Origin of the sequence: Pseudoalteromonas caenipelagi, from assembly GCF_013140855.1 — a bacterium.
In the GTDB taxonomy this organism is placed as follows: Bacteria; Pseudomonadota; Gammaproteobacteria; order Enterobacterales; family Alteromonadaceae; genus Pseudoalteromonas; species Pseudoalteromonas caenipelagi.
In genome coordinates this window covers 483894-498802 of sequence record NZ_JABBPG010000003.1, presented here as the reverse complement: position 1 = coordinate 498802, position 14909 = coordinate 483894, and the positions used below count along the sequence as shown (strand labels likewise).

Genomic DNA, 14909 nt, shown 5'->3' with positions numbered 1-14909 from the left:
CCATGCAGCAATCTCAATTTTTATCGATCGCACAGCGACTAAATAAACTAGAACCGAAACAGCAGCAGCAGTTTCGTCAAAAACTTGCACAGCAAGGTATTAATAGTTGGAAGCTGCCCATAGTCGAGACCCAGCTGTTAAGCTACCCACTTTCGGTTGCTCAACAGCGGTTTTTAGTGGCTGAAAAAATGGCGGAACGCGCACTTTACAACCTCTGCAGCGTGGTCAAATTTGACTTAAAGCTTAACCCACAGGCGCTCGCACAAGCGCTAACGCAATTAGTTAACCGTCATCAAGTAATGACGACATGTTTTAAACAAAATGAGCAAGGAAACTGGTATAGCTATCAGCAAAAAAACGTCCGGTTAGATTTAACGCCAGTGCAATTAACCGAAAAACAAAACCGCGACCAAGACGCTTGGCTAAGCTCATGTTTTGCCCAGCAGCAAAACTATCAATTTGACCTAAGTAACGAAGCGCCATTTCAAGTGTCGTTATATCAAGGCAAAGCCGCATATTGGTTATTTGTAACAATTCACCATGTGGCCTTTGATGCTTGGTCGTTTGACATTTTTAATCAAGAGTTAGTGCAACTTTACGATGCCATTGTAAATCGCCAAAACGATACTTTGGCACCATTAAGTATCCAGTATCACGACTATGCCGCTTGGCAAAACCAATGGCTAAAAAGTGAAGACTATCAAGCTCAGCAAGACTACTGGCAACAGCAGCTTCGTGACTTGCCTCCAGCCCTTACCCTGCCGTTTGACTTTTCGGTTGTCAATCAACAACGCACTTTTGCCGGGCAAATTGAGCAACTAACACTAGATACAGATACAAGTGCCATTGTTAGACGCGCTATTACACAGCACAACACCACATTGTATGTATATCTGCAAACTGTCTTCGCTTGGTTATTAGGCCACTATAGTGATCAACACGATTTTTGCTTTGGTAGCTCTATTGCTAATCGAACCCGCCCTGAACTTAGCCATTTAGTTGGGCCGTTACTGAATACGCTGGTGCTTCGTCACTCACTCAACCCAACTGCCAGCTTTAAAGAGGCACTAACGCATTGCCTAAATACCTCTACAGCGGCCTTTGACAACCAAGACTTTCCTTTTGAGCACTTAGCAAGTTTGCTTGGTGGTGATCACGACGTGCCCACTCAACAACTGTTTAACGTTATGTTTATCCATGTTGGCTTAGCAAATCAAGCCACGGTTAAATTAGCACAGAGTCACGGCACTGTGCTCAGCATGGCGCAAAATAGCGCGCGTTTTGACCTCACTTTAAGAGTGCTTGAGCAAAATGACCAGACAATTTGTTTAGACTTAGAGTTCAGCACTGAGCGCTTTTTATCCTCAACCATAAAACAATTATTGACTGACTTTGAAGCAATACTCAACTGTTGTTTGAGCAACCCTAATACCACCTTTGCTGACGTATCTTCGCTGCTGAACAAAAGTAAAATAGACGGCCCCGCTTTGCATGAAACCCCTAAGCTGTTAACAGAGCGCATACGTCAATTTGCCAGACAAAATAACGAAGCAACCAATGTTGCGCTACTTGATGCTCAGCAACGCATTCATTATTCGCAATTAGAGCACGATATTGAATCCACGGCGATATGGTTGCAACAACGTGGTATTAAAGCACATCAGCATGTGGCGATTATCATGCCTCGCACCGCACTGCAGGTAACCTTGATGCTTGCGAGTTGGCGATTAGGTGCGGTTTGCGTGATGCTCGACCCAAAGCAGCCAGATGCCCGACTTGCACAAATTTGCCATGATGCAGAAGTTAAACTCATTCTCAGTGATAAGCGCTATGATATCCAATCTATAGCCCAAGTTTCTCAGCTGACACGTGAGCAATTAATCTGTGAGCAGTACAACGGACAATGCGTCAATGATGCATATCAGCTGACACCACAAGACCCTGCTTATATTCTTTATACATCAGGCTCAACGGGCAAGCCTAAAGGCGTGGTGGTATCTCACCAAGCGATAAGCCATTATGCTGCAGCAATCGCGCAGCAATACCCGCAACCAGCTGGTAGCCGCTGGCTCACTTTAGCAACCGTTGCCGCCGATCTGGGGTTAACATCGGTATTGGGCGCGCTTTACCAAGGTCAGTGCTTGGTATTACCTTGCGCCAACACAATTGCAGACCCCAATGCCCTCGCTGACTTTTTAGCACGCCATCCTGCGGATTGCTTGAAAATCACCCCTTCACATTTAAACGCGTTGCTGAGCGTGAAAAACCCAGCGCACATCTTACCCAAGCACACACTATTTTTAGGCGGTGAAGGATTAAACCAAGGCGTGCTCGCTCGTATCAAGGCATTGTCCCCTAAGTTAAACGTAGTCAATCATTATGGTCCGAGTGAGAGCACGGTAGGTATTAGTGCTACCTTGTTAGACAACACATTACAATCAACCTTGAGTCCTGTGGCTGCGCTTGGCAGCCCTTTACCTGGCAATTCAATCACCGTTAGAAATTCTCATGGGCAACTGTTGCCACGTGGTGCGATAGGTGAATTGTGTGTCAGCGGCAGTCAATTAGCACAAGGGTATTGGCAAAACCCGGCGCAAACAGCGCTGCAATTTGTGCAGCCAGAAGACGGCCCCCGTTATTACAAAACAGGCGACCTTGCGCGTATTAATCACTTTGGCTTACTTGAATTTATGGGTCGTAGCGATGATCAAGTGAAACGTCGCGGATACAGAATCGAATTAAACGAAATTAGCCAATGGTTATGCCAACAGCCACACGTAAGTAACGCCATCGTTTTACTGCAAAAAGTGCCTGAGTCTGGCAAGGAACAGCTGATATCGTGGCTAACACTCGAGCCATTGGCGCCTTGTGAGCAACATGTCATTGATACATTGAAACACACCATTAGCGGCGCTTTACCTGATTATATGCACCCAGATCATTGGCTTGTTCTTGAGTCATTGCCATTAAATAACAACGGCAAAATTGACCGTAAAGCGCTGCCGCTACCGAGCGTAAATTCGCCAACAACTTTGCAGTCTAACCGTGCATTGTCAGAAGTAGAGCAAGTTCTTGCCAATATTTGGCAGACATTATTAAACGTAGATCAAATTCAACCAAGCGATGATTTCTTTGCTCTCGGCGGCGACTCAATAATGAGCTTGCAAATGATAGGCTTAGCTGCCAATCAAGGGGTTAAGTTAATGCCAAAAGACATCATTACGCATCGTCTACTGGCCAACATCGCCGCTGCAGCGACAACACCATTAAGCAAAGAGATTGTTACGTCTCACAATGACGACATACAATTAAGTGAACAAGCAACGGCCTATCAAGAAACGATCCTCGCTTTGTTTAAACATATCTTGCGTGATGACTCGCTCAGCGCTCAAGACAGCTTTTATACTCGCGGGGGCGACTCAATATTGAGTTTGCAGTTCATCGCACTGGCCAAGCAGCAAGACCTGTCGGTGACACCTAAACAACTGCAGCAAAACCCAACGGCGCAGTTATTAGCGCTTTCCATGTGCCCATCAAATAGCGATTTAGCAATCAGTGAGTCGCTTAGCAAAATGCCAGATAAAGTAAAACCAAGTATGGACCTTACGCAAGCTCACCCCTTATCGGCTGCACAAAAACGCATCTGGTTCTTGCAACAACTTGAACCGCAAAATACCGCCTACAACCTCCCTGCTGCTTTCAAAGTCACAGGTAATATTGACCTCGAAAAATTAGCCGATGCTTGCCAACAGCTCGTCGAGAAGCACTGGATGTTGCGCACCCAGTACATAACAGGCACAACCAATGACAGTGTGTTGCAGCGCTTAGTCGACACGTATCAGCCGCTCACCGTACATGCTGCGATGGATGAAACAACAGCACAAGATTACGCATTACAGCTTGTTCGTCAGCCGTTTGACCTAAGTACAGGTAAAGTATTGAGCATAAACCTACTGCCAATCACTCATGCTACAGATTGCCATATTTTGGTGTTTAATATTCATCATATCGCAACCGATGGTTGGTCGATGGGAATACTGATCCAGGACTTATTAAAGCTGTATCAAACAGGTAGTAAGTCAACACCACACAGCCAAGAACAGATCAGTTACTTTGATTACTGTATTCGCCAACAAGCTCAAAACATTGATGACTCGTTATTTGATTACTGGCTAACGCGTTTAAAAAATATGCCACAGCAACTTGCACTAAGTTACGATAAACCTCTGCCTAGCCAACAAAGTTATGCCGGTGCAACTCAAGAGTGGCCTGTCAATGCGGCAATTATTGAACAACTTGATGGCTATGCCAATACGCTAAATACCACGCCATTTAGTTTATTGCTCGCGGGTTTCCAGTTACTTATGTGGCGCTATACACAACAAAATGATTTTGCAGTGGGGATCCCGGTTAGCGGCAGAGAAGATACACACAGCCAGCATATAGTGGGTGTATTTATTAATACGCTGATCCATCGAGCACGCATTCAGCCTGACCTTGCAACAAGTGATTGGCTGACTCAACATATTGAGGCACTGCAGAGTGACTTAGCACACCAAAGCATGCCGTTAGAAACATTGTTTAATGCGCTGCAACCAGCTAGAAACTTAGCGAGACCTGCCGTTTTTCAAGTGTTATTCAATTACCAAAATGACCAATTAAAACAGCGCGATTTGTCACTACCAGGGCTGCACTTTGAAGCGCTTGAGCACAACGAGGTTAATACCAAGTTTGAACTAAGTTTTAACCTGCTGCGCCGTGATAATTTAGTTGTGCAAATAGAATATAACCGAGATCTATTTACTTCAAATACCATTGAGCAGCTTTTTGAAGATTACCTTAGCATCCTAAGTTGGTTACCAACTGCACAGCAAACACCGCTATCAGCATTGACCGTAAGCTCTGCGGACAAAGCGTTAAGTGCTGCAACAACAGAGCAATTGGTTGCCAACCTCAATCGCGAGCCGTTAACAGAGCAAGCCGACTTTATTACACGTTTCGAGCAGCACGTTGCGCAGCAAGGTTTAAAAACGGCGGTGATTGCATGTGGCCAGCACTATAACTATAAGCAATTAAATCACGACGCTAACCAGCTTGCCCACTTTCTAAAAAACAAAGGGATTGGTGCAGAGCAGCTCGTTGCTTTTTGCTTACCACGTGGCTACCAAATGCTAGTAACAATGTTGGCTATTCAAAAAGCAGGTGGCGCATACTTACCACTAGATAGTACTCAGCCTGCTGCGCGTTTGTCATATATTATCGAGCATGCACAACCACAGATATTGTTAACGCAAACGACAATAAGCCGCCAATTAGAATCGGACATCGATATGTCGGACATCGATATGTTGGGCACCGATATGCCGATTCTCAACCTTGATCTGTTAAATTCTCAGCTAAGTGAGCTTCCTTGTCATAATTTGCACTTAGCCACTGCGTCAACTCAGCTGGCTTATACCTTGTATACGTCAGGTTCGACTGGTAAACCCAAAGGTGTTGAAATTGAGCGAGGCAATTTTGCCTGCTTTTTAAAAGCAATTGAACACACGTTACCACGCTTTAAGCGCACCCTCGCTTTAACAACTATTACCTTTGATATAGCAGGGTTAGAACTCTGTTTGCCTTTAGCAACAGGGACAAGTGTTGTGATTGCAAACGAAGATCAACAAAAAGATCCGCAACAGCTATTCTCTCTTATCGAAAAATACAATATCGACTTAGTGCAAGCGACTCCAGCCACTTGGAGTATGATGACTCACGATGAGCAACGTCTCATATCACAGCAACCATTGGCACGTGTGAATGCGGTATGTGGTGGCGAGTCCCTGTCGAGTCAGCTAGCTGTATTATTAAAACAACACTGTATGAGTGTCACAAACGTGTATGGCCCAACTGAAACCACCATATGGTCATCAGCCTACCCAATACAACAGCTAACTGACAAGCAGGTGCCTATTGGCAACCCTATTGCCTACAACCACTTTTATGTGCTTGACCCGCAAAAGAACCTAACCCCATTTGGCATACCTGGAGAGCTGTATATTGGTGGTCCAGTTGTCGCCAGAGGATACCGACACGATACCGAGTTAACGCAAGCTGCATTTATCGAACACCCTGACTTTGGCCGCCTATATAAAACGGGTGATAAAGTTCAGTGGACGCTCGCGCACTCTTCACCAGTATTGCGTTTTATTGGTCGTACGGACTTCCAGCTTAAACATCGTGGCTATCGTATTGAGTCTGGTGAAATCGAACATGCCTTAACGCAACATACGGCTATTAGCCAAGCTGTCGTCGTCATTAAAGAGCAATTGCTGGTGGCCTATTACGTTGTGCAGCCCGATGCCGCCGCGTCCTCTGCGACCGCGTCCTCTGCGACCGCGTCCATTGCGACCGCACCTAATATTGCCTCACTCAAGCAATACCTAAGCAAAATACTGCCCGATTATATGGTGCCACAGCATTTACAAATGCTGGATGAACTGCCCGTCAATAGCAATGGCAAAGTTGACCGCAGCGCACTGCCTGCGATTAAGCATGAACACACCTCTAGTCATGACACTAGCAGAGCACTTACGATGCAAGAAGAAAAGCTCGCAGGTATCTGGAAAAGCCTCTTAAAGGTTGATCATCTGCAAAGTGACGATGACTTTTTCTTGCTCGGTGGTCATTCGTTGTTAGCAGCGCAACTCAGAGCGCAATTAAACAAGATGGACTTGAATATTCCACTTAAAAGTTTATTTGAGCAACCAACCTTAGCCGAACAAGCAAAACTACTCAGCGAGTCCAAGTATCAAAAGATCACTTTGCTCTGTGACCTTGACCCCACACCAACATTATTACCGCTATCTAGTGCGCAAAAACGTGTGTGGTTTATGCAACAACTTAACCCCACCAGTGCAGGGTTTAACATGCACAGCGCTGTGCGCATCAAAGGCGCACTATCAATATTTCAGTTAAAACAAGCCATTTTGTTGGTCACACAAAAGCATCCAATTTTGCAAGTAACTTACCATCAACATGATGAGCAACCCGTGCAAAAATTTAACCCCACACTTGATGTGACGGTAACAATATGTGACTTAAGCAATAAACCGCAGCAACTCGAGCAACAGCTAGCCGATGCAGCAAACCAAAGCTTTAACCTAGAGGTCGAGTCGCCACTTCGTGTGTTGATTTATCAAATGGGTAATGAGCATTTTGTCTGTCAGCTAATACACCATCACATTGCATCGGATGCTTGGTCAATGACCCTCTTACTTGATGACTTAATGGACGCTTACCAGCAGCTCAATAATACCAGTTTAGAAGCTCTGCGCGCTGAGGTAATCAGCAAGCCTAGCTATCTTGACTATGCCTATTGGCAAAATACCCCGTTGATAATGCAACAACAGCAAGCATCCATTGACTATTGGCGACAAACACTCGCTGGTGCAAAAGATGTATTAGTACTGCCGTTTGACCGCCCTCGCGATGCGGCTGCACAAGCGAGGGGGGGTTGCGTGGAAATTACCATAGACAGGCCACTATTAACTGAGCTGAAAAACCTTGCTCATCAACAGCAAAGCTCGCTCTTTATGTTGCTTATCAGTGCCTATAGCAGCCTGATTTTTCAACAAACCAAGTGTCAAGATATGATCATTGGGACCGACGTAGCAAATCGAGAGCATGTACAAACCCATGATATGTTAGGCTTTTTTGTAAACCTATTACCACTTAGGTTAAAGCCTAAAGCAACGCTTAGATTTAACGACTTTTTGCAACAAGTAAAACAACATTGCTTAGACGGGTTTGAACATCAATCAGTGCCGTTTGAGCAAATTGTTGAGACCATTAAACCGACTCGTATTAATGGCATGCACCCGCTCATTCAAGCGCTATTTGTAATGCAAAACACGCCTGATACCCAACGCAACATCAGCAACTTGCACATTGAGCCTCTTCGCATCGAACAACAGCACGCTAAATTTGATTGCGCATTGTTCGCCAATGAAGATAAACACGCTCAATCACTGTTATTGAGCTGGGTGTTTAATTCGCAACTTTTTGATAAATCAACCATTGAGCTATTTAGCCAACAATACATACAACTGCTGCGCACGATATGTAAAACCCCGAATGCGCCGCTGAACAATTTACTTACGCACAACCATGTACAGAAGGAAGTAAGCGACATGCCTACCACCAGCCGACCTGCAAAGCTTAATAAACTGAATAAGTTTAATAAGTTAAATAAGCTAAAAAACACCGTACCCGATAAGGAATTAGTGAAGGCTGCACCACTTAACCAAGACCGTCCATTCCCGCTACTGGTGCAATGTCAAAGCAGTGCCCTTGACCCCCTCAGTTGGGCAAGACAAAACCAAACGCAAATCATGAATTGGTTGCAGGTGCATGGCGGCATTGTATTTAGAGGCTTCAACTTACCTACGGCATTAGAGTTTGAGCAGTTTTGCTTAGCAATTTACCCACAGTTATACGCCATGTATGGAGACTTACCGAAGAACGACATCGGCAACAAAATATATAAATCTACACCTTATCCAAATGAGCAAATGATCATGTATCACAATGAAAGCTCACACCAAAGCCAATGGCCAAGAAGACAGTGGTTTTACTGCAGTCAAAATGCCGCTGTCGGCGGTGCTACGCCTATTGTGGATTGCCGTGAAATGTACTTGCGACTGCCAGCACATATCAAAGAAAAGCTTGAAACAAAGCAACTGTGTTATATACGCAATTTTTCTTCTCTTGATGTCAGTTGGCAGCATTTCTTTAAAACACACAGCAGACAACAAGTAGAGTCTATATGTAAACAAAATGGCATTGACTTTCACTGGTATGGCGATGATAACTTGCGCATTAGTCAAATATGCCCTGCGGTGATCACCCACCCCATCACCCATGAAAAGAGCTTTTTCAATCAAATTCAGCTACACCATTACAGCTTCTTAGAAGAAGATGTCAAACAACACTTCCTAGAAACTGGCGGCATAGAGAATCTTCCCCGCAATGTGTGCTATGGCGACCAAACCCCATTAGAGCAAGAAGTCATTGATGTGATTAGTGAATTATATGAAGCCTGTGCTGTTAGATTTGATTGGCAAAAAGCAGATGTTGTTATGCTCGATAACATGTTAGCAGCTCACGCCAGAGATCCCTTCGAAGGTGAAAGAAAGATTGCCGTAGCAATGGGCGATATATACCAGGTAGGTGCAGCAAACACACAAATACCAGAGCCAGTTCAACATAATAATGTTGTCAATAACAGTCAACTATCTGTCAATGAGGAGCAAGCATAATGAATACATGGCAAAATACATCTGAAGATTTAGGTTTACCGCTTGCTCGCCAGCAACAGTTGATCGCGAAGTATGACAACAATACACTGCGTAGCTACTGGTTTGAGTTTGCACACAACATGACAACGCAGCAGCTAAAAGACAAGCTTAATAGCTTGATGCATGCACACCAAGCATTGACAAGTTATGTTGCAAAACCAGAAGGCTTCGATATTCTAAGACAGCAAGTACAAGCACCAAGATTGCAGTTTTTAGTCAAAGAACAAGACGAGCTGATAGGCCTTGAAGGTGAAGCACTGGCGCTAAAAAAAGTCCAAATGGAGCAGCAAGCCCAGCTAGAATATGAACAATCACAACCACATCTTTTGGTGTGGTGTTGGCCCCATCAATCGGGTATGACAGTGCAACTTGTGGCCTGTGCATTACTGTTTGACCATTATAGTGCGTATCACTTATATCAAACGCTCAACGGCGATGTGCAGTTAGACGAAACCATCCAATATCCTCAGTACATTGAATGGTTAACTGAGTTGGTGGCTGATGAAGATGCTCAGCTTGGCAAAAGCTACTGGCAAGCACTTGCGCTTTCGCAATTGCCCGAAGCAGAGCTGATTGAAAAAGCCCCCCTGCACAATGCACAAAGCACGCAAACAAACGTCGTGTCTATGGCTATCTCGACACACTTACAAGCGCAACTTAATCAGCTCGCTAAACAGCTACAATGTGACTGCGCAAGTATCGTGCTGAATGTGTGGGTAAGTATACTTGGCAAACTGGCCAACCAAAATGAGTTAAAACTGGATTATTATCACGATAGTCGTCTTGATTATGAGGAATTTAGTCAAGCGTTTGGTCTGTTCACTCAGCCTTTGGTCGTGCCATTTTACGCGCTTAACAATGCCGATCTTGCAGGTTCAACACAAGGTTTTCAGCAATTATTTGCGGAAATAAAAGACCATCAAGAGTACATCGTCACTGATCCAGATTTGGCAAACACCCGTTCTCACGCAGGGTTCTTTTGGCATAAGCAAAACACCCTAACTGAAATGCAAACTCGCCTGCCTATCGCCAGCAATCCGTTGTTGTTGGAATATCTCTGTGTAGAACAAGGTGAAGGACAGTTCTCGCTTTTCTATCGTCCTGAGCACTACAGCCACGCAGCCATAACTCGGGCTTTAAAGCACTTTGAGCAACTTTTAGCTGCCGCACTTGAACAACCTGAAATGAAATTTAGTCAACTTAATGCATTATTAAACGATGAGTATTCAGGGCAGTTTATTTGTCAAAAAAACAAGCTTGCACTGGTTGATCAGCAAGGTGAATTGCACATCAATGACAACAAAACTCTCGTCACCTTATTTCGGGAACAAGCACAACAACATCCACAGCAAATAGCAATTCAAGATGGCGCTTATACGCTGACCTACCAAGAACTTGATTGTTTGAGCGATCAATATGCAGCAACCTTACAAGCTCATGGTGCATCTACCGACAATATCGTTGCGCTATGCTTACCAAGAAACTATGAGTTATTGGTAAGCCTGCTGGCGGTGATGAAATCAGGTGCAGCCTATTTACCACTCGACCCAGAGCAGCCAATAGCGAGATTGCAGCAGATTATTGACGATGCAAACCCTGTTATCGTAGTCGCAGAATTGACCGAGTTGAGCGCCGCTCACTCTATGTCACTGCATAGCTTAAAACAACAGAAACACCCGCTGCAGTCGGTGGAGATCATGCCTCACCACCTTTGCTATGTTTTATATACTTCGGGCTCTACTGGTACCCCTAAAGGCGTTATGGTTGAACACCAACAGATCAGTCACTATAGCCAAGCCATTACACAGCAGCTCGCTTTGCCAAAGCAAAGCCAATATGGCCTAATTTCAACCTTAGTCGCTGACTTGGGGAATACCATGTTATTTCCAGCTTGGCTAAGTGCTAGCTGTGTGCATTTACTCGGAAAAAATGAAGCCAGTGATGGCCAAGCGCTTGCTGAGTATTATAAAAATGTCAATCACACTCAGCAGTCTCTCGATTGTTTAAAAATCGTTCCTTCTCATTTAGAAGCATTACTTGCCTGTGGGGAAGATATTTTACCCTCTCAAGTACTGGTACTCGGTGGAGAACCAATTCAACCAAGTCTGATCGAGCGATTGCAATCACTTGCTGTGAAGTGCCGTATTTACAATCACTATGGACCAACCGAAACCACCGTTGGCGTACTAATTGGCAAAGTATGCTTAGAGCGAGCGCAAAGTCACCTTTGTACCACCATTGGAGATAATGAAATACACCTACTGGATGAGCAGCTGCGCCCCGCTATCAGTGGTCAAAGTGCGCATTTATACGTAACAGGAAAAAACGTTACGCGAGGATACTTGAATGACCCTCATAAAACTGCGCAAGTTTATATTTCGCAACCTCAAAGTGATAAAAAGCTGTATAAAACCGGTGATTTAGCGTTTGCAGATGCACTGGGTGCAATTCGTATTTTAGGTCGCAGTGACCAACAAATTAAAATTCGTGGTTTCCGCCTAGACTTATCAGAAATTCAAGCCGTGTTATTACAACAAAAGGGGATTGCACAAGCGACCCTGCACGCCTTCGGTGAAGGTGAAAACAAGCAATTACTGGCCTTTGTGATCATGCAGCAAGGCCACCAACTGAATGAATCTCAAGTCAGAGATTTGTTAGCACAGCAACTACCAAATTATATGGTGCCAACCCATATCCACGCCATCAATGAGTTTCCACTCAATGCCAATGGTAAGATAGACCAAGCTCAGTTGCGAGTCCTCGCTCAGGCGCAGCAAAATCAGGTTATTGTCGCGGCCAAAAATGCAACCGAACAAGCAATATTGGCGATATGGCAAAGCGTATTGCAACAACAAAATATCTGCGTAACTGCTGATTTCTTTGATATTGGTGGTCACTCTTTGGCTGCGATTAAGGTAGTTGCTAAGATCCGTAAAGAGATGCACGTCGACTTGCCAACTGATTTATTGTTTAGGCACAAATCTATCCTAGCTATCGCCGCTTATATTAACGAGCAGTACACACTCTCCAATCAAACCGAACGGCTAATTGCGCTAAATGATAAAGCGAGCGTGCTCGATAACTCAACCTCCCCCATCATGGTTTTAATGCACTCTTTAGCTGGCCATTTTAATTACCACAAACAGTTCATTCAAAATTTGGGAAATGAAACCGCGCTCTTTGGATTAACTCCAAACATCGAGCTAATCAACGCGGGGCACCATGATGATCACAGTACCATCATCGATGATTACATCGAGCAATTACTCGCGCTGAAATCACACCCTATTGCCTTAGTAGGCTGGAGTCTTGGTGGTAAGCAAATGATGCTTATGGCAAAAAGAATGCAGTCACTCGGTTTTACGATATGTGCTATCAGTGTGATTGACTTTGATCCCACACAGCAACTTAACTTGGCCGATAACAGCCAACAGTTAATCAGTGATTTTCATGATTATTTAGCCGCTGAAAATATTTGTCTCAGTGCGGAGCAAATTTCACAGTGCACACACGGTCTCAGTGGTGACTATCAAAGCGCGATGATACAGCTGCTTGAGAACCCTTTTCTGCAACAGCAAGTGTTCGATGGCGTCGATACGCATGCTTTATATCAACGCTTTATGCTGCGTTGGCACAGTAAACATGTGTTATATCAAGCCAAAATGCCAAAGCTAGACCTACCTATTTGGCTTTGGCATGGCTACGGCTATCAATCCAGTCCTGAGATATGGCAGCAATACAGCACCCAGCCTCTTTGGAGTCGTTATATTGATGCCGATCATTATGGCATTCTAAATACCCCAATTTTAGCTGAAGAATTATTAAGCAATATTGATAAAACACACAATGTGGTGGAAGCATAATGAGTATCACTAAACAACTTCTCAAAGACGCGAAGTCAAATATCTTTTTGGCAATGTTAGCCAGTATGCTCAGCGCTGCTGCGGGTATTGCAATCATCGCAGGGATTAATTATGTCATCGAGCAAGGTCTATCAAACCTATCAAGTGCTGTCGGTTTATACATCTCCCTGTTGGCTGTATTACTTGTCAGTAGCGTTTGGTCTCAAGTTCTGTTGGTAAATATTGGCTATAACATGGTTTTTAAGCTTCGCAAAAACTTAGTCAATCGCATTTTAAATACATCTATTGAACGCCAAGAACAACTTGGAAGTACCGATATTTATAACGTACTAACGCGTGATGTCACTATGGTTTCTAACGCCACTCGACAACTGCCTGTTGCTATGTACAACAGCTTTTTAGTGCTTGCAGGTTTACTCTACTTACTTTGGCTTTCACCTTTGTTGTTTTTATTTGTATGTATCGTGGTCGTTGTTGGCGTGTGGACTGACGCCAAACTAACAAACTCACTACAACACATGTTAACCAAAGTAAGACGTTTAGACGATACGCTATTTCAACATTATGAAGCCGTCGTTGAGGGCAGAAACGAATTAGCACTTAACCAAAAACGTCGCCATGTATTATTTGAAGAGCAGTTTTTGCCAACCGCAGAGGCGTCTCGTGCGCAAGCTGCAAAAGCTGAAGTGATTTGGGCAATTAACCTTAATTGGACCACATTGCTTATCTTCTTCATTATTGGTGTCGTCTTTTTTGCTGGTCTTAAACTTGAGTCGGTCGGTCAAGATGTGGTTGTGGCTTATATTCTTGCAATTATGTTCTTACGCACCCCTTTGTCTATGATCCTAGACAGTATTCCAACTGTTATTAAAGGTAATGTCGCGTTGCAAGCCATCAATCGTTTGGCTCTCAATGAAGATGACTCGCCAGTAAATACCGAACACTCAACTCCCATTGACTTTCACACTTTGCAACTCAAACAAGTGCAATATCAATACCCCTCACATAATGGTGAAGCAGGCTTTACGCTTGGGCCTATCGACTTTGAGGTGCAAAAAGGAGAGCTCATTTTCTTAATTGGTGGTAATGGCAGTGGAAAGTCAACGCTTGCTAAACTTTTAACAGGACTTTATAAAGAAAGTTCAGGCCAACTGTTACTCAACGGTACACAAGTCAATGACAGCAATAGATCACAGTTAAGAGATTGCTTCTCGGCAATTTTCCCGAACTTTTACCTATTTAGTGATGTTGTTGATACCCATGGTAGCAGTCAAGATGATGAAAAAATTACCCACTACCTTGAGCGCTTAGCAATAAATAGTAAAGTGTCTGTGCAGCAAGGTCAGCTTTCAACAACAGCATTATCTCAAGGACAAAGAAAACGCTTGGCTTTAGTGCTACTTTATATGGAAAATCGCCAAGTTTTGTTATTGGATGAATGGGCCGCCGATCAAGACCCGGTCTTTAGAGAAGTGTTCTACCGTGAAATACTGCCTCAATTACAGCGTGATGGAAAAACGGTAATAGCGATTAGCCACGATGATCATTACTTTGATGTAGCAGATAGAATATACAAGCTTGATTATGGACAACTAACGCACTTTGATGTCCATCAACACAAGTTATTTTCTGCAGGCTAGCGCTCTAATTAGATACAAAAAAAGCGGCAGACTAATGCGTGTCGCCGCTTTTACTGGGTCGAGTA

Annotated in this window: 3 protein-coding genes; all 3 read left to right on the top strand. The window is 44.1% G+C overall.

Going from position 1 to position 14909, the window contains the following annotated elements:
- Nucleotides 1-2 precede the first annotated feature (2 nt).
- From HG263_RS10555 to HG263_RS10545, 3 genes are read left to right on the top strand one after another with little or no spacing between them, the layout of a single operon-like run.
- A complete protein-coding gene (locus HG263_RS10555; RefSeq protein WP_171626037.1) occupies nt 3-9302 on the top strand; it encodes a non-ribosomal peptide synthetase in 9300 nt (3099 codons plus the stop codon).
- The gene (locus tag HG263_RS10550) at nt 9302-13204 is read left to right on the top strand and encodes a non-ribosomal peptide synthetase (protein WP_171626036.1); all 3903 of its coding nucleotides are present in this window, start codon (nt 9302-9304) and stop codon (nt 13202-13204) included. The genes HG263_RS10555 and HG263_RS10550 overlap by 1 nt, the downstream gene beginning before the upstream one ends.
- Nucleotides 13204-14844 (top strand): cyclic peptide export ABC transporter, encoded by a 1641-nt coding sequence (locus HG263_RS10545; RefSeq protein WP_171626035.1) that lies wholly within the window; start codon nt 13204-13206, stop codon nt 14842-14844. The genes HG263_RS10550 and HG263_RS10545 overlap by 1 nt, the downstream gene beginning before the upstream one ends.
- Nucleotides 14845-14909: the final 65 nt, after the last annotated feature.

Bases quoted from the DNA above. Each gene is read 5' to 3' on its own strand.
- HG263_RS10555 (WP_171626037.1), top strand. From the start codon at position 3: ATGCAGCAATCTCAATTTTTATCGATCGCACAGCGACTAAATAAACTA.
- HG263_RS10545 (WP_171626035.1), top strand. From the start codon at position 13,204: ATGAGTATCACTAAACAACTTCTCAAAGACGCGAAGTCAAATATCTTT.
- HG263_RS10550 (WP_171626036.1), top strand. From the start codon at position 9,302: ATGAATACATGGCAAAATACATCTGAAGATTTAGGTTTACCGCTTGCT.